The sequence below is a fragment of the Pseudomonas sp. LB3P93 genome (assembly GCF_054898025.1).
In genome coordinates this window covers 2,492,937-2,509,805 of sequence record NZ_CM142713.1, presented here as the reverse complement: position 1 = coordinate 2,509,805, position 16,869 = coordinate 2,492,937, and the positions used below count along the sequence as shown (strand labels likewise).

The 16,869-nt window shown below is 60.1% G+C and carries 13 protein-coding genes; 2 read left to right on the top strand and 11 right to left on the bottom strand.

The features are described 5' to 3' along the window. Nucleotides 1-89: 89 nt before the first annotated feature. From ACYZT8_RS11175 to ACYZT8_RS11145, 7 genes are all read right to left on the bottom strand, one after another. Complete coding sequence (locus tag ACYZT8_RS11175; RefSeq protein WP_461982424.1) at nt 90-902, bottom strand: VanW family protein; 813 nt, start codon at nt 900-902, stop codon at nt 90-92. Nucleotides 903-1,252: 350 nt separating this feature from the next. Then, nucleotides 1,253-1,837 (bottom strand): hypothetical protein, encoded by a 585-nt coding sequence (locus ACYZT8_RS11170; RefSeq protein WP_461981053.1) that lies wholly within the window; start codon nt 1,835-1,837, stop codon nt 1,253-1,255. Between the two features lie 87 nt (nt 1,838-1,924). Then, nucleotides 1,925-2,098 (bottom strand): hypothetical protein, encoded by a 174-nt coding sequence (locus ACYZT8_RS11165; protein ID WP_461981051.1) that lies wholly within the window; start codon nt 2,096-2,098, stop codon nt 1,925-1,927. A gap of 11 nt (nt 2,099-2,109) precedes the next feature. Next, on the bottom strand, nt 2,110-2,352 hold the full coding sequence (locus ACYZT8_RS11160; RefSeq protein WP_461981049.1) for a hypothetical protein: 243 nt from the start codon (nt 2,350-2,352) through the stop codon (nt 2,110-2,112). 62 nt (nt 2,353-2,414) lie between these two features. Further along, nucleotides 2,415-3,470, bottom strand: coding sequence for a lipocalin-like domain-containing protein (locus ACYZT8_RS11155; RefSeq protein ID WP_461981047.1), 1,056 nt, complete (start codon nt 3,468-3,470; stop codon nt 2,415-2,417). Further along, nucleotides 3,460-5,931, bottom strand: coding sequence for an ABC transporter permease (locus ACYZT8_RS11150; protein WP_461982422.1), 2,472 nt, complete (start codon nt 5,929-5,931; stop codon nt 3,460-3,462). The genes ACYZT8_RS11155 and ACYZT8_RS11150 overlap by 11 nt, the downstream gene beginning before the upstream one ends. A 1-nt stretch (nt 5,932) precedes the next feature. Then, a complete protein-coding gene (locus ACYZT8_RS11145; RefSeq protein WP_461981045.1) occupies nt 5,933-6,601 on the bottom strand; it encodes an ABC transporter ATP-binding protein in 669 nt (222 codons plus the stop codon). 137 nt (nt 6,602-6,738) lie between these two features. Here ACYZT8_RS11145 and ACYZT8_RS11140 point away from each other — a divergent pair, with 137 nt between their 5' ends. Further along, the gene (locus ACYZT8_RS11140) at nt 6,739-8,712 is read left to right on the top strand and encodes an alkyl/aryl-sulfatase (RefSeq protein ID WP_461981043.1); all 1,974 of its coding nucleotides are present in this window, start codon (nt 6,739-6,741) and stop codon (nt 8,710-8,712) included. A 361-nt stretch (nt 8,713-9,073) separates the two neighbouring features. After that, nucleotides 9,074-10,342, top strand: coding sequence for an IS110 family RNA-guided transposase (locus ACYZT8_RS11135; RefSeq protein WP_461973989.1), 1,269 nt, complete (start codon nt 9,074-9,076; stop codon nt 10,340-10,342). A 151-nt stretch (nt 10,343-10,493) separates the two neighbouring features. Here ACYZT8_RS11135 and ACYZT8_RS11130 read toward each other — a convergent pair whose 3' ends face one another. From ACYZT8_RS11130 to ACYZT8_RS11115, 4 genes are all read right to left on the bottom strand, one after another. After that, a complete protein-coding gene (locus tag ACYZT8_RS11130; RefSeq protein WP_461981041.1) occupies nt 10,494-11,879 on the bottom strand; it encodes a DUF1254 domain-containing protein in 1,386 nt (461 codons plus the stop codon). Beyond that, nucleotides 11,876-13,225 carry a DUF1254 domain-containing protein gene (locus ACYZT8_RS11125; protein WP_461981039.1) on the bottom strand — a complete coding sequence of 450 codons (1,350 nt, stop codon included), beginning with the start codon at nt 13,223-13,225 and terminating at the stop codon, nt 11,876-11,878. Before ACYZT8_RS11125 ends, ACYZT8_RS11130 begins: the two co-directional genes overlap by 4 nt. A gap of 165 nt (nt 13,226-13,390) precedes the next feature. After that, nucleotides 13,391-14,728: a DUF1329 domain-containing protein gene (locus ACYZT8_RS11120; protein ID WP_461981037.1), complete on the bottom strand. Its 1,338-nt coding sequence runs from the start codon at nt 14,726-14,728 to the stop codon at nt 13,391-13,393. A gap of 11 nt (nt 14,729-14,739) precedes the next feature. Beyond that, nucleotides 14,740-16,566 (bottom strand): DUF1302 domain-containing protein, encoded by a 1,827-nt coding sequence (locus ACYZT8_RS11115; RefSeq protein WP_461981035.1) that lies wholly within the window; start codon nt 16,564-16,566, stop codon nt 14,740-14,742. Between the last annotated feature and the right edge of the window lie 303 nt (nt 16,567-16,869).

The following is a 16,869-nucleotide window of genomic DNA, read 5'->3' as shown; positions in this document are numbered from 1 at the left end:
CCTATCGACTAGTGCTTCGCCCCCCCAAAAGCTCTATCGACTTCCAAACAAAAACGGGCAATTTTAAAATCACCCGTTTCTTCATACATTCACGACCATAAACTCTCCTCAACCTCATACTTAACAACCACTCGATTCCTATAAAGCCGCTCACTCACCAACACCTCACTCCCCTGCCCCTTACTCCTCACCTCCCGCCATATCTCATTCTCCCGAACCACCCGCCCGCCCTCGCGTAAAAACCGATGCCCAACCTGATAAACGTGATACCGAAACTCCCTCACCCGGTCACACAACAACTCCCCTTCCAACTGCTGCTCCCCAACCTTCAACTTCAACTGAAAATGCCGATCCGTCGGGTTATGCAGCACCAAATCTATGTAGTTATAAAAAATCGCCGCCCCGGAGCCGAACGGCAACACCCGTCCTTCATCAGGAAACGGATCGAAGCTATGGTTCGACCGCTCTACCACCACCAGCGGTGAGTGAATGGCCATCCAGTGAATGAGGTTGCTCAGTTGGCAGATGCCGCCGCCGATGCCGCTGCGTGCTTCACCAAATGACAGTTCCATGCCTTCGACGTAACCGCGTTTGCGGGTCGGGCGGCCCACCAGACGGCAGAAGGAAAAGTATTCGCCGGGCGCGATGACTATGCCGTTTATTGATGACACGGCCAGTTTGAGGTTGATGACTTTGTTGTGTTGCAACGCAATATCGGAGTTGCCGAGTTTTCGGATCAGCTTGGAGGTGTGTTTGAGGTAGCGAAAGGGCAAGCGGGATTCGGGGTTGATCGAAACGGCGTATTGCCAGCTGGAGAAGTGCCAGGCCATTTGCCGAAACAGTCTTTTTTGCCACACGCGCAGCCAGTAGAGGGCCGGGTGATAAAGGGAGAGTGGTTTCATCCGTGTCAGAACGGCGGCGGCCGTTTTCATCCTTGATTTGAAAATGCCGCGCATCTTAACGTATTGCAGCAGGTGCGTATTGCCCCGAGGAGGTGTTCGCCCAGTGTAATGGCCTCGGCAATCCCTGCACTGGTAAAGAGCCCTGCCACTGGGCGAACGGGAAGTATTTTAATATAAGTCGGAAAAGTTGTCCGTATACATAATCATGAAATTTATCGATACCACATTAATTAAATGTCATTTCAAATATGATTTGTACGACAACAAAAAACTCACCAGTTAGACCATTAAAACTGATTGTTCTTATACAAAAAAGTTGTACAAGAACAATCAATATATAGAGCTAATACTCAGCTTTCGTGTTTGCTGGTCACTGTCAGTATGTCGGTGTAGGTCACTACGACACTTTGTCCAACTTTCAGGTCTTTCAATTTTTCTTGAACTTCGGGCCTCACGACGTCAATGGTCTTGGACTGGCCGGCAGGGTTTTCGAAGGTCACCTGGTTTTTCTTCAGGTCGATTTTGGTGATTTTCAGCTGAACCTGCACCTGGCGGTAGGCTTCACCACCCGGGTTGTCGCTGCCGGGGGCGGCACGGACTTCGCCGGTGCGCTCGACAGTGCCTGGCAGGCCTTTGTCGACATCGGTGTCGAGGTACGCGGCGACAGCGCTGGTAACCTTCACGTCGACTTGATCGCCGACTTTCAGTTTGTCGAGGTTTTTGGCCTTGTCGGTCAGTTGCACATGAACCTTGCGGCCTTCCGGCCCTTCCAGGACGACTTGGTGATTTGCCGCATCGACCGAGACAACTTTGGTCGTGACTTGATCCGCTTCCACAACGGCAGACAGCGGAATGTCCGCAGCCATGGCGCCAAGGCTGGTGGCAGACAGCAAGGTAGCGAGGGTGATGGCTTTAGTCAGTGCGTGGAGTTTCATAAGCAATACTTTCCCTGTGAATTGGTGGCAGCAGACGGCTCTGGCCCGTGGGTCAGCGTCGACTGTGCAAATCAGCATAGACGCTGATCAGGGAGTGTTCGCAGTTTCTTGTGCGGTGGATTCGCCGCTTTCGGTGCCCTTGCCGCTTTCCTTGCGCCGGGTCGGGTCTGTGGGCCGCAGGGCGTCGTTGTCGCGTTCGACTTCACCGGGTGGTCGCGGTTCGTCGGGGTGTTCAGCGATGTCGGGGGATTGGGGTTTCATGATGGTTCTCCTCAGGCTTCGGGATCATCAACTTCCTGGGCGACGTTCACTGCGGGCGAGTCTTTGTGGGATTGCTCGGCCTTGGCCTTCAAGGCCTGCCATTGCTCCAGGTCGATGGCGCCCTGCCCTAGCAAGTCGTCGGCCACCCGCAGCAGTTCGCTGTAATGGGCGTCGGGCGATTGCTGCCAGTAGGCCTTGTCTTCGAAAAGGCGTTGCCACGCAGCAAGATCGGGCAGTTTGAGATCGTCGCTCATGGCGGGCTCCTGTGAACGGGCTTCATAACGTAGGAGGACGTCGTTCAGCCGAGAGTTCCGACTCAATACCCGGTCATTTCGAGATAGCCCGTGCCGCCGCTGAATTGCACCGGGCCTTCCCAGTAAGGAATGCGCAAATCCATCCAGGCATTGGGGTTGAGCGCGGTGATGGTGATGTCGAGGTGTTTGGCGGGGATTTTGATCGACCAGCGCACCGGCATTTCACGCCCGGCGACTGTGGCGGTGTCTTGCGGAGTGAGGCTGATGTCGTCGGCGTGCAGCAATTGCGACCGGCCTTGGGCATCGATCCAGGTGCCGGTGAGGTAAGGCGCGCCGTCCTTTTGCCGCATGCGGTAAAGCATGATCTGTTCGCCGCTGTCCAGGTGCAGCGAAAACCAGTCCCAACCGCTTTGATTGGCGGTCAGTGGCTGACTGCTCCACTCGCGGTCGAGCCACGCAGGACCGCTGACCTGATAAGTCTTGCCATCAATTTCCAGCGCGCCACTGGCCTGGAAAAACGGTTGGCTGTAGTAATACGACGCCTGCCCTTGTTCGGATTTCTGACTGAAACCCTTGTCACCCTGAAGCACCAGCGGGCGTGTGGACGTCAGCCGCAATTGGTAACTGAAGCCCTTGTCGCGAGCGCTGAGTTGCAGATCCGCCAAGGCTTCGGAGCCCTGACTGCTAAAGCGCCAATCATCGATCCAGGCATTGAACGGCGCGAGACTCACACCCGCCTGACCCACGCCGCCACGGGCATAGCGTTCGGCCGCGTGATGGGCCGTTGCCGATGTCACGGCTGCGTGCCCCAGCCAAATGGTCTGATTGCCCCAGCCCGGTTGCTCCGAAACAGCTTTCAAGGCACTGCGAAACAACGTCCATTGCACGCCAAACTCACGGCCCTGATCATCCTTGAGATTGGCGGTGATGTACCACCATTCGATGCGAAAACCGTCATGCGGCCCATGATCTTCCGGGAAGCTGAAGACCCGACCGGGCACCACCGGGGTAAACGCGGCGGCCTCACCGCCGAGGCCGGCGAAGCCTTTATCGTCAGGCGCGGAGTTATCACAGCCGCTCAACAACGCCAATAGCAACACCGCGACCTTAATCCTCATGCGCAAACGTCCTCAACAGGTCGGCCGGTTGCGTGCGATACAGCGAATACAGCGGCCACGCCGACGCCAGCAAGGTCGCAAGCAACGCCAGCCCCATCAACTGCAACAGCTGCAGCGGAAACACCCGCAGCGGCAATCGCCAGCCAAACGCTTGCACGTTGATCACCGTGTCCAGGCACCACGCCAACGCGATCCCCAGCGGTAAGGCCAGCACCAGCGTCAGCACCGCCAGCAACCAGGTCTGCCCAAGGTTGAGCAGCATCAATTGCCGGCGCGTCACGCCCAGCGCCCACAGTGGGGCGAGTTGCCCGAGACGGCTCTGGCTCTGGGTCAGCAGGCTGATGAACAGCGCCACACCGGCAACGGCCAGGGTCAGGCTGTTAAGCGCGGCGGTGGCGGCGAAGGTGCGTTCGAACACTTGCGTGGACCAGCCCTTGAGCCGCGCCTGATCGACGATTCGGCTGTCGTCCAGGGTGAAGCGTGTTTGCAGCGCTTTGAGGAATGGCGGAATCAATGCCGGCTCGATGCGCAGGTTGAAACGATTGGGCGTGAGCTGCGGCCACCCGCGCAGCAGATGGTTGGCGTTGACCAGAAGGTGGCCCTTGGGATTGCCGTAGTCGGCGTAGATCCCGACGATCCGTGGCGACCACGGGCCGCCCGGCGTGGGGATCGTCAAGTGATCGCCGAGTCGCACGTTCAAGCGCCGGGCCAGTTGCTCGCTGAGCATCAGCGCATCGTCCTTGGCCAAACGGTCCCAGGGGTTGTCGCCCAAGGCTTCCAGCAGCGGCCAATGCTGGCGATAGGTCGGATGATCGATCACGCCGAAGATATCCGCCGGCCAGCCTTGCAGCTGGATCGATACCTGCCAGTTGGGCAGCACGGCGGTCAATGAAGGCTGCTGTTTGAGCCACGTGTGCAATTCTCGGGACTGGGCCGGGTTTTGCGGATTGACGTAGAGTTCGGCGGTCAGGCGTTGTTCGAGCCAGTCATTGAAGGTTTCGCGAAAACCGGCGGTCATGCTGCCGGCGCCGATGTTCGCCGCCAGTGCCAACAACAGCGCCATCAGCGCCAGGCTAAGCGCCGGCAATTGCTGACGGCAGTCGGCGAGAAACCATTGGCCGAGCACCGAATGACTGCGGCTCAACGCCAGGTTCAAGACGATATTGAGCACCACCGGCAAGGCCAGTGCGGCACCGATCAACAGCGCCGCCATCAGCACAAAACCACTGGCCAGGCTGTCGCCCCAGAACAAGGCGATGAGTGCGATGACAGCGGCCAGTGCCGCGACCCAACCCTGGCGCCGTAACCAGCGCGCGTGAGCCTGATGCCAGGCTTGCGGATCGGCCAGCGCCAGCAACGGCAAACGCGCCGCCCGCAACAAACTGCTGGCTCCGGCCAGCAGCGCGCCGAGCAAACTCAAGCCCACTCCACTGAACCACCACCACGGACTGAGGCTCAACTGCCCCGCCACTTCGGCGCCGTACAACCCGCGTAGGCTGGCGGCCACATCCGGCAACAACACGCTGGCCAGCAGGTAGCCGCTGGCGACACCGGCAATGCCGCCGATCAGCGCCAGCGCACCGAGCTCAACCACCAGGCACGTAATCAACATGCGGGCGCTGACCCCGCAGGCGCGCAGGGTTCTGAGCAATCCCCGGCGTTGTTCCAGCGCCAGTCCGATCGCGGCGTGAACGATGAACAGGCCGACCACGAACGACAGGAACCCCAAGGCATCGAGGTTCAAGTGAAAGCTTTCAGTCAGCCGCGACAGATTGTTTTCTTCACCGCTGGTTTTGAGCTGCAACTGGCCTTTGTACTGATCGGGCAGTGCAGCACTGAAATCCTTGGGCAGCAGCAGGCGCGACAGTTGCTCCGGCAGGCCGAGAATCTGCTGGGCGAAGCCGATGTCCACCAGCAACATACCGGGGGCCATGTCGGTCTGAGCCTGCAGCGGCGGCAATGCCACACCGCTCGCGCTCAACGGTTGTTCACCCTCGTGCAGCCCCAACGTCTGCAAGGTTTGCGGTGAAATCCAGGTGCGGCCCGGCGGGGTGAAAAACTCGACAATCTGCTCGATTGCCAACGATCGCCCCGCCACCGCCGAACCGGCCGGCAGCGACACCGGTTCGATGCCCATCAGTTGCAAACGCTGGTCTTCATGGCCCCTGAGCGTCACCCGCCCTTGCAGCACGGGCGATACCGGCCAGCCCGCGCGGCGCAGATCAACAAACACTTGCTGGGAGAAGGTCGCGCCACTGGGTGCGCTGAGACTGGCCTGGGGTTCGCCGCCGATCAACTGGCTGGCTCGGGCATAGCTTTCCCGCGCCTGGCTGTTCAACGCCTCAACGCCGGTCAGCAGACTGGTGGCGAGCCAGAGCCCGGTCAGCACACTGAAAAATTGCACCGGGTGCTGCCGCCAATGGCTGAGCAGCGCCCGCAGCGTTTCGCCAAAGACTCGCACTTCAGCGCTCGTCCGCGCCAGCCAGACGGCCACGGTGCAGCACTACTTTTTCCGCCAGACGCGCTGCCACGTGGGGGCTGTGAGTGACCATCAACAAGGTGGTCGAGCTGTCGTCGAGCAATTCCAGCAGCAACTTCAATACCTCATCGCTGGTGGTTTCATCGAGGCTGCCGGTGGGCTCGTCGGCCAGCAGCAATTTCGGCTGCGACGCCAGGGCGCGCCCCAACGCGACGCGCTGCTGTTGCCCACCGGAGAGTTGCTCGGGATAACGCCGCAGCAAATCGCCCAAGCCCAATCGCCGCACCAGATGCGCCTGCCAGCGCGGATCATGCCGCCCCGCCAGTCGCGCCTGAAACGCCAGATTATCCTCGACCCGCAGGCTGCCAATCAGGTTGAACTGCTGGAACACCAGGCCGATTTCGGTCCGACGCCAGTTGGCCAGTTGCCCTTCGTTCATCTGCTCCAGACGATGTTCGCCACTGCGGATGCTGCCCTGATCGACCTTGTCCAGCCCGGCGATCAAGTGCAGCAAGGTGCTCTTGCCGCTGCCCGACTCCCCCATCAGCGCCAGGCTGCTGCCGGGTTTCAATGTCAGGTCGACACCTTGCAGCACCGGCAGTGGACCCTGCGGAGTGGCGTAGCTTTTGAAAACGCCTTGGACCTGAAGCATAGGCAAGCCTGTTTGATGAACGTGGGGCAAGGATAGCGGCCTTGCATGGTTTTTGTCCGTTGCGGATTGCTGCCCTCACCGACCGCTGCCCTAACCTCAAGACTGGTCTAACCATAACGATAAAAAACGGAGACGCCATGCCTCGTTTCACTTTAAGCCCTCGTGGCCTGCTGGCCTGCCTGATCACGGCTTGCCTGACGCAACCGGTGTACGCCGCCGATGTGCCCGCCGATGCCAGTTCGATCACTTCAGCCAACAACGCCGCCGTGCTGCAGCACCTGCCTTTCAGTGACCGCACCGACTTCGAATCGGTCAGTCGCGGTTTGATCGCGCCGTTCAAGGGTCAGGTCAAGGACGCGGCCGGCAAGGTCATCTGGGATATTGCGGCTTACGATTTCCTCGAAAAGGATCAGGCGCCCTCTTCTGTCAATCCGAGCCTGTGGCGCCTGGCCCAGCTCAGCGCACACGCAGGATTGTTCGAAGTCAGCCCGAAAATCTATCAGGTGCGCGGCCTCGATGTGGCCAACATGACCATCATCGAAGGTGACGACGGGCTGATCATCATCGACCCGCTGACCATGGCCGAAACCGCCAAGGCCGCCCTGGCGCTGTACTACCAGAACCGCCCGCAGAAACCGGTGGTGGCGGTGATCTACAGCCACACACACGTCGATCACTTCGGCGGCGTGCGCGGGGTGATCGACGAAGCTGACGTCAAGGCCGGCAAGGTCAAAGTGTTCGCGCCGTCCGGGTTCATGGAACACGTAATGAGCGAGAACGTGTACGCCGGCAACGCCATGAGCCGCCGCGCGCAGTATCAGTTCGGCAGCCTGCTGCCTCGGGGTGAAAAAGGCCAGGTGGATTCGGGCATGGGCAAGAGCCTGCCCACCGGCGGCACCATCACCTTGATCGAGCCCACCGACCTGATCAGCAAGGAACTGGAAACTCGCACCATCGCCGGCATCGAGGTGGAATTCCAGCTCACCCCGGGCACCGAAGCACCGTCGGAGATGAACCTTTATCTGCCGCAATTACGCGCCTTGTGCATGGCCGAAAACGCCACGCAAATGATGCACAACATCCTCACTCCGCGTGGTGCGCCCGTGCGCGATGCCAAGGCCTGGGCGCAATACCTGGACAGCAGCCTGGCGCGTTATGGCGACAAGAGCGACGTGTTGTTCGCCCAACACAACTGGCCGACCTGGGGCGGTGAGCGGATTCGCACCTTCCTCGCCGATCAGCGCGACATGTATGCGTTTCTCAACGACCGCACCTTGCACCTGTTGAACCAGGGCCTCACGCCGATGGAAATCGCCGAGAACATGCAGAAACTGCCCGGCGATCTCGACCAGAAGTGGTACACCCGCGGTTACTACGGTTCGCTCAGCCACAACTCGCGGGCGGTGTATCAGCGTTACATAGGTTTCTATGACGGCAACCCGGCCAACCTCAATCCGTTGCCGCCCGTGGAGACCGCCAAGCGCTCCGTCGAAGCCATGGGTGGCGGCGCGGCGGTCGTCGAGAAGATGCGTGCGGCGATGGCCAAGGGTGACTATCGCTGGGCGGCGCAGTTGGGCAATCAGCTGATGTTCGCTGAACCCGACAACGTGCCGGGGCGCAGCGCCCAGGCGGATGCGCTGGAGCAGTTGGGTTATCAAAGCGAGAACGCGACCTGGCGCAACATGTACCTGACCGGGGCCATGGAATTGCGCAGCGGCGTGCCGCAGCATGCCGGCAGTTCGGTGTCGGTGGACATGGTGCGGGCGATGACGCCAGAGATGTTTTTCGATTACCTGGCGATTCGTCTCGACAGCGACAAGGCCGTGAGTCATGACCTGACGTTGAACTGGACGTTTGAAGATCAGCACAAGGATTTCAACCTGACCTTGCGCAATGGGGTGCTGACTCACCGTTCGGGGCTTAATCCTGCGGCGGATGCCAGTGTGAGTTTGAGCCAGTTGACACTGCAGCAGATCAGCCTCAAACAGCTGGATTTTCCGACGGCGATGCAGAAAGGTTTGATCAAGTTGCAAGGGAACGGGAAGAAGCTTGGGGAATTGCTGACGAGTCTGGATAGCTTCAGTCCGCAGTTCAATATCGTGACGCCTTGAATGGGTGACGCGGGAAAACCGCGTCGCGCCCTTCGCGAGCAAGCTCGCTCCCACAGGGATTTGTGAACGCCGCAGATCCTATGTGGGAGCGAGCTTGCTCGCGATATAGGTAGTCCGTTCCTTTCTCTTCCATACTGACTTCGCTGGAAGTTCGCTGTCGGCGAGGAAGGAACATGCACCTGCGGGCTACGAATATGCTCGCGAAGCACTCGATGATTACGCCATCACCTTCGAGCCCACAGGTGCGCTTGCGCCCTCTAACGAATTCTCAGGGAAAGCCCGACACGGCTCTCTATATCGCCTTCGCTGGACGCAAGCATGCATGTCCCTGCATGTACTTTAGCGCCTGTGGAGGTGTTCCATGCAAACGCTCCTGTCTCAGAGGTTCACTGCTTATATCGGAATTGATTGGGCAGATGCCAAGCACGACATCTGTTTGCAGATAACTGGAGAGGCTCAGCGGAGTTTCGAGGTCATCGACCACAAGCCCGAGTCGATTGATCGCTGGGCCAAGTCGCTGCATCAACGTTACGGTGGCCCGATCGCGGTCGCCGTGGAGCTGAACAAAGGGCCACTGATAGCGGCTCTGCAAAAATATGAGTTTTTTTGTATCTTTCCGATCAATCCGAGCACCTTGGCCCGGCACCGTAAAACCTTCGTCCCCAGTGGCGCCAAGGATGATCCAACGGATGCTCAATGGGCGCTTGAGCTGTTGCTGAATCACCCAGAACGGTTTCCTCAACTGGTCCAGCAAAGCTCCGCCATGCGTTCGCTCGCCAGTCTGACCGAACATCGCCGTGGGCTGGTCGATGACCGGGTCAAGATCAGCAACCGTCTGGTCTGCATGCTCAAACAGTATTATCCGTTGGCTCTTGAGCTGTTTCATGACCATGACACGCTGGTTTTCTGTGAGTTTTTGGCGCGCTGGTCGACATTTGAAGTGCTTAAGCGCGCTCGGCCGGCCAGCGTTTTGAAGTTCCTTCACGCGCATAATGTTCGCCATGCTGAACTCAATCAGCAGCGTTTGGCGTTGATCACCAAAGCCATGCCGTTGACTGAAGATCCAGGCGTGGTCAGTCCTTCAGCGCTGTATGTGCTGGCCCTGGTCTCGCAACTGAAAGGGGTCATCACGGCGATCAAAGACTTTGATCGGGAGATCGAAAAAACCGCCAATACCCTGGCCGACTACCGCCTCTTCCAGGCCTTGCCCGGCGCGGGGCAGCAGCTTGCGCCACGGTTGATGGTGGCTTTTGGTGAGCAGCGAGATCGCTTCAAGGATGCCAGTTCGATGCAGCGATACGCCGGGATCGCACCGGTTACCGAACGTAGCGGCAAGAAAAAAGTCGTTCATTGGCGCTATCAATGCGCAACTTTTTTGCGCCAGACCTTTGTTGAGTGGGCTGCACACAGCATCAATCAATCGGTGTGGGCAGAAGCTTATTATCGCCAGCAAAGGGCCAAAGGCTGCTCTTACCAAGCCGCCCTCAGGGCCTTGGCGTTCAAGTGGATCCGGATCGTTTATCGGTGCTGGAAGACCAGCACCGTGTACGACGAAAAGGTTTATTTACAGGCCTTGCTCCGGCACGGCTCGCCGTTGACCAGCGAGCTGAACACAGCAAAATCGCGTTGACGGAAAGGCTCAGGGCGTGATGGCGGTGGTTCAGTCAACATCGATGTCAGCTGGTCTGGCCTCATCGCGAGCAAGCTCGCTCCTACAGGGGATTTGTGAACGCCACAGATCCTATGTGGGAGCGAGCTTGCTCGCGATTGGGTCTGCCGGGTTACGCAGTAATCACTTCAACCACCGGCATCCGCCACACCTGCTCAATCACTTCCCGCCCCGGCCCGTACAGTCGCAACACCAGGGTAAATGCCCCGCTCGCTGGGGTCGGCAGCCAGTTGCTCTGAGCTTGCGGTGCCGAAGGCTGCATCACCAGCGTCAACCCGCCATCCGCGTCCGCCTGCAACTGATTGCGACTGCTCAGGCAATAACGATCAATTGAATTGGCCACCAGTTGCCGGTCCGGCAGGTCATACAGCGTCAACGACCAGAACTCGCTGACCGGCGGCAACTGCTCCGGCGCGAAGCGTAAATGGTACTGACGACCACCCTGCAGCGGCTGGCCCTGGTTGTCCTGCCGAGTGCCGGTGTAAAACGCCTCTTCCACGCTGTTGCCGTAGATGCCGACGTACGCGGCGACGGCGCGGTTGAGGGTGTTGCCGTGCAACGCTTCACGGGTGCCGAACAGGCCGAGGGTGGTACGAACCTGACTCACCGCCGCTTGCAGTTGCGCCTGCGCATCCTGAATCCCGGCGATCAAGGCCTGACGCGTTTCCATCGGTAGTGCCGCGACATCGAAACCCTCGCCAGGCACGATGCCGATACGCGCGAATCGTTCGCGCAACGCCACCTCGGAGGGATGAGTCGGACACAACGTAAGAATCTGGTTCAACGTCGCGATGAACGACGGCCCCAACCCGGTTTTGCTGTCCCACTCCGGCCACGCAATTGCGGGCGCCGCGGCAGGTGCCGGACTGGCGGTGTACTCATGCAGCGCACGCAATCGGTACTGCTGCTGCAATGCAAGCACCGCCGGCAAGTCATCAGCGTTTTTCAAACCGGTTCGCCCGAGGACCATGACAATTTCGGTCTCGCTGCGCAGCACGGCCTTGATTCCGGCCGGTGTCGGCCCTTGCCAGTCAGGCCCGGCGATCAGGTAGTCCCCCGCCTCGCGCCCGGTGCTGAGCACGCCGACGTAGGCAAAATTGTGGGTGTACTGGTCGACCAATTGGTGAACGTAGTAACGATCATCGTCGACCGCCGGCACGCTCAACACTTGCGGTTCGCTGCGCAGATCCAGCCTGGCCCAGGAGTACGGCGTGTCGTTGTTTGGCGTGACGATTTCGCGGTTTTTCGGGGTGTACAACTCGCTGTAGTGACGGAAGCGATTGAATCCACCGACGTACTCCGGCGCGGCAGGGTTGAGCAGCTGTTTTTCCAGGGTCTGATAGTGCATCAGCATCGGGTAGGCGTAGATCCACGCCTCCCGAGCGATGGCCCGAGTGTCGTGCGCGTCGGCGGCCAGCAACCAGCGTGGAAACATCAGACTTCCTCCCAGTACCCCCAGGCCACCGAGCACGCGACGTCGGCTGAAGATCAGGTTCATGGCTCGACCCTCGCAATCGTCGGCAACCGGTAACTGCCGTCCAGCGCCCCGGGTTTGGGCAGGTACAAGCGCAGCAACAGATTGAACGGACCTTCAGGTGTCGGCAGCCAGTTGCCCTGCTGCGTTTGCGTTGGCGCGGTGGATTGCAGGATCAGGGTCAGGCCACCGTCAGCGTCGTAGTGCAAACCGGGGCTGCGATCACCCAAGGCGTAACGCTGAATCGGGTTGGCCGCGAGCAATTGGGTTTTGCCGTCGTACAGGGTCAATGACCAGAAGGCATTCACCGCCGGCAACTGTCCGGCGGGGAAATGCAGGCGATAGATTTTGCGGCCGTCCAACGTCTGGCCCTGCGCATCGTGCAACGCCATCGGGTAGACCGCTTCCACCGGATCGTTGGCGTAGATGTAGCGCCAGGCCACCGCCGCACGGGTCAGGTCATCGTCGCCGAACTTGCCGACATTGGTCGGTGAGCGGAACCAGCCCTGGTGCTCTACCGATAGCTGGCTCGAGGCCGCACGGACTTGTTCGCGGCCGGCCTCTGCGCCTTGGGCGATCGCTTCGATTAAGTCTGCTGGTGGTTCGAAGGCCACGCCGGGTTTCACGCCAATGGCGGCGAAACGCTGCAGCTTCGAGCGTTCAGCGGGTGTCCATTTATGCAGCGGCGCCAGGGCATTGAAGGTGCCGAGCAACGCCTGCGCCGGTCCTTGTTTCGTGTCCTGATACGGCGGCAATTGCAGCGGGGCCAACGCTTCGGGCGCCGCGCCACCGAGCACATGGGACAACGGTTGCAGCCCATAGCCCGTCAGCACTTTCGCCGCGTCCTTCTGGTCGGCTTCGCCCTTGACCTCGGTGCGTCCGAGCAAGAACACCAGCCGACTCGGCGAGCGAATCACGCCGTTGAAACCCGCCGGCATGTCGCCCTGCCAGTCCGGTCCGACGATCAGGTAACGTCCCGCCTGGTTGCCGGTGGCGCGAGTACCGATGTAATCGAGGTTGTCAGTGCGCATGTCAACCACTTGAAAGCTGTAATAACGCCCTTCCACCGTCGGCACTTGCAGCACCAAGGGCTCGCCGCGAAGATCGAGCAAGGCCCGGGAATAGAACGTGTCGTTGTTCGGCGACACCACTTTGTTGTCCTGCGGCCCGAGCAATCGCGGTTCGCTGTAGAGCCGGTTGAACGGCAATTTGGCGGCGATGGCGGTGAGCACTTTGTCGTGCTCGACGGTGGCGTAGGCGAAAACGTACGCCTCTTGCGCCAATGCCCTGGCCTGGGCTTGATCGAGGGTTGCAGCGTGAACAGAGCCCAGGCTTGCGCCCATGGCCAGAGCGGATATCCAGTAGCGCACGGCAGATCTCCTGGTAGTAAAAACTGCGGCAAACGCCGCAGTCCCCTGTGGGAGCGGGCTTGCCCGCGATGGCGGTGGATCAGTCAACAAAGATGCTGAATGTGATGGCCTCATCGCGGGCAAGCCCGCTCCCACATGGGATGTTGGGTGCTTTAGAAATTGCGGCTACTTGGCCCAGCGGCGCAAATCCGACGGGGTGTAATCATCGGTCTTGGCAGCGAAGCCGACGCGCATCGGTTCGGTCTCTTCGTTGGCCAGGCCACCGGCGTAGTAGCGGCCGGAAATCAGGTCGTAGGAGGTTTCCAGCACGTTGTAGGTGAAGCCGTGGTCGTACTGCTGAATCGCGTGCAGCTCACCGCTGCGCCACAGTTCTCCGCGACTGTCGTACTGGTCCGACTGCGCGATCTGCCAGCTGTCCTCGTCCACATAGAACCGGCGCTTGGCGTAAATGTGCCGGGCGTTGGGCTTGAGCGTGGCTTCCACCACCCACACCCGGTGTTTCTCGTAACGCGCCAGGTCCTGGTTGATGTGATTGGGTTTGATCACCTCGTCATACTTGAGCCCGTGGCTGCCGATCTTGTAGCTGTTGTAAGGGATGAACAGCTCCTGCTTGCCGATCAGTTTCCAGTCGAATCGGTCCGGCGCGCCGTTGTAGCCGTCGATGTTGTCGGCGGTGATCAGGCCGTTGCTGTAACGGGCGCTGTTGTCATACGCGATCATTGGCGCGCGACGAACCCGACGCTGGCCCGGCAGGTATTGCCACGCCGAACGCGGCTCGGCGACCTGGTCGATCGGCTCATGCACCAGCACCGCTTCGCCGGACAGACGCGCCGGTTCCAGCACGCGGCTCTTGAACATGAACAGGATATTGGCGCCCGATTCCAGCCCGCCCACGGTGTCGGCGAAGTTGATCAGCGACTGGTTGCGCACGTAACTGGTGGCGCCGTTTTCACGCACCAATGCCGAGCTGCTGATGCGCTCGTAACTGCCGCCGCGATAGCGGGTCATGTGGTTCCACATCACCTCCAGACCTTCGGTGGGCAGCGGGAACGGAATGCCCCGGGCGTAATCGTGCAAGCCGTTGCCGCCGTCGGCCAGGCTGGTTTTGGCGACATTGTCGCGGCTCTGCGCCAGCACATCCTTGGGCAGATTGGCGCTGCGGTGCGTCGGGTAAATGTTCATCTTGTAGCTGTCGGGAAAGCGCTTGAACAACGCGATCTGCCCGGGGCTGAGAAACTTCTGATACTGCGCGACGTTCTTCGAATCGATGGTGAACAACGGCTTCTCGGCGGCATACGGATCGCTGTAACCGCCCTTGCTGTCGACGGTGCCGGCATTACTGGCCAGGCCTCCGCTCCAGGCCGGAATGCTGCCGTCGGCGTTGGCCGCCATTTCCGAACCCATCGGGGTCAGGGTTTTGCCGAGGGCGGCGGAGTCAGTGCCTTTGGCCTGGACCAGGCCGACGGTGCAGGCCAAAGCCAGCACGCACATTTGCATACGCATAACGGTTCTCCTTAGAAGTCTGCCTTGAAGCTGACGGATGCGAAGTCGCGGTCGTCGAGGGTGCTGTAGTCGTTGGAACCGAAGAACGTGTTGTAAGCCAGTTCCACGCTGTAATCGTTCATGTAAACGCCGGTCAGGCTCAGGCCCAGCGCTTGCTGGCCTTCCTGAAACGGCCCTTGCGGGTCGTAGGAATAACCCGAGACGTCATGCCGCCAGTTGACCGCCGGAATCAGGTTGATCCCGGGCAACACGTCGCTGTATTCGAGGCTCGCGCGCAAGCGATAGCCCCACGACCAATCGGTGGCGAACCCCTTGTCGGTGCAGTACTGATTGGTCACGCCAGAGGCCACGGTGTTGCAGGCCGTGCCGTTGCGCGGCGCACTGCGGCCGAACGCGGCGTTGCGTCCCAGACGCTCGTCGCCGAGGTCGTCGATGTGCACGACGCCGGCTTCACCGAACAGACTCAAGCGGGTCGCACCCAGGATGTGGTCGAAGGCCTGGGTCGCCGAGCCGGTCATCTGCCACACGCCTTTGCGCACCCAACCGTCGTAGCGGCTGCCGCGGTTAACGTTGAAACCCGGTGGCAGATCGACCCAGGAACTGCCGCCCGGCCCGGAAATCACCGCGACGTTGATGTCCGGTGCGTTGATCGCCAGTGGCATGTTCGGCCGATAGCTCAACTCACCGGCCAGGGAAATTCCGCTGTTGGGTTCGACACCATTCAGGCTGATGCCGTACAGGCGAATATTTTCCGGAAACGCCGCCCCGTAGCTCGGCGCCTGAATGCCACCGGGAAAGGTGCCAGGCAGGCTGGTGTTCTTCGCATCAAGGGTGAAATACGGCAGCCGCGAGTGATAGTTGATGAAGTAGATCGAGGCTTCGGCATCGTTCAGCGCGTGGATCATGTTGCGCAGGGCGAAGCCGAACTGGCCGTTATCGGACGGCGATTCGTTGCCTCGTGAAGTGGCGTACAAGCCAGCCGCCTGCATCTGTTGATCGGTCTGTACCTGACTCAAATACAACGGCCCGCAACCCTTCTGGATCGCATCGCTGCTGGCGAAGAACGTGCCGCAACCATCGAGTACGCTGGGGCGCCAGTTGTATTGGTAGAAGCCTTCGAGGTTGAGGCTGTCGGTCAGGCCGAAGCTGAACGACACCATCTCCACCGGCAACTGCCCTTCCTTGATTTCCACGCCCGGACGGTTGAACGCCGAGACGTCCAGCGGGTTGATCACGTTGATGCCGTTCTGGATCAGCAACGACTCGCCCCACGACAACACCTGGTTGCCGACCTTCACCGTCAACGGGTGTTCAGCCACCTGAAAATCCTTCCAGACATAGGCATCAAGCATCTCGAAGCCCTTGAACTTCGACAGGTCGTCCCACCCCGAATCGTCAAAATCCTTGAACCGGCCTTTGCGGGTTTCATAGGCGTGGTCGTACCAGTATTTGAAGCGTATGAACGCGCCCTGGCCCTGGCCATCGAGACTGAAATCGGTGAGGCCCTTGAAGGTCTGCGAAATGGGATCGCCCTTCTCGAAATTCAGCCGATTATCGTCGGCGCTGACGCTGCTGCCGTTGGCGCGCACGCCTTGGGCTTGCAGGGCATTGGCGCGGGTCATCAGGCTTTTGTCGGGGCTCTGCGTCGACCAGCTGCTGCCCACGGACAGCGTGGTTTTGGTCGACAGGCTCCAGTCTTCGTTAGTGTCGAAACTGGTGGCGTAACTCGGACTTGTCAGGACAGCAAGAATCGCCAGCGCAAGGGGTTGCGGGCGGGTGTGGCCAAGCCGATGCGGTCGCTGGAGGACTGCGGCTGTGGCCGAGCTTTTTCTTATCATTATTAGGCTCCGGTCAGGATTACTCAGCCCGGACACGGTGCCCAACAATCCACCGCTACACGCAAGCGATGGCCGACAAAAAATAATCATCACGGTGCATCACGGTGTATTTGATGACCTCTTCAGCACAACCGCCCCGTAGCAGCTGTCGAGCCCCGGCGAGGCTGCGTTCGGCGACGAAGTCGTCGTGAAATCAGGCAGCACGGTGAGTCAGGAGGACTGGATGCGCAGGGTTTATACGACGACTGCGTCGCCGAACGCAGCCTCGCTGGGGCTCGACAGCTGCTACGCAGCAAGGCGGGG

Coding starts and splice junctions, on each gene's coding strand:
- ACYZT8_RS11175 (WP_461982424.1), bottom strand. CDS start 902: ATGAAACCACTCTCCCTTTATCACCCGGCCCTCTACTGGCTGCGCGTG.
- ACYZT8_RS11120 (WP_461981037.1), bottom strand. CDS start 14,728: ATGCGTATGCAAATGTGCGTGCTGGCTTTGGCCTGCACCGTCGGCCTG.
- ACYZT8_RS11115 (WP_461981035.1), bottom strand. CDS start 16,566: ATGATAAGAAAAAGCTCGGCCACAGCCGCAGTCCTCCAGCGACCGCAT.
- ACYZT8_RS11160 (WP_461981049.1), bottom strand. CDS start 2,352: ATGAGCGACGATCTCAAACTGCCCGATCTTGCTGCGTGGCAACGCCTT.
- ACYZT8_RS11135 (WP_461973989.1), top strand. CDS start 9,074: ATGCAAACGCTCCTGTCTCAGAGGTTCACTGCTTATATCGGAATTGAT.
- ACYZT8_RS11155 (WP_461981047.1), bottom strand. CDS start 3,470: ATGAGGATTAAGGTCGCGGTGTTGCTATTGGCGTTGTTGAGCGGCTGT.
- ACYZT8_RS11165 (WP_461981051.1), bottom strand. CDS start 2,098: ATGAAACCCCAATCCCCCGACATCGCTGAACACCCCGACGAACCGCGA.
- ACYZT8_RS11130 (WP_461981041.1), bottom strand. CDS start 11,879: ATGAACCTGATCTTCAGCCGACGTCGCGTGCTCGGTGGCCTGGGGGTA.
- ACYZT8_RS11170 (WP_461981053.1), bottom strand. CDS start 1,837: ATGAAACTCCACGCACTGACTAAAGCCATCACCCTCGCTACCTTGCTG.
- ACYZT8_RS11145 (WP_461981045.1), bottom strand. CDS start 6,601: ATGCTTCAGGTCCAAGGCGTTTTCAAAAGCTACGCCACTCCGCAGGGT.
- ACYZT8_RS11140 (WP_461981043.1), top strand. CDS start 6,739: ATGCCTCGTTTCACTTTAAGCCCTCGTGGCCTGCTGGCCTGCCTGATC.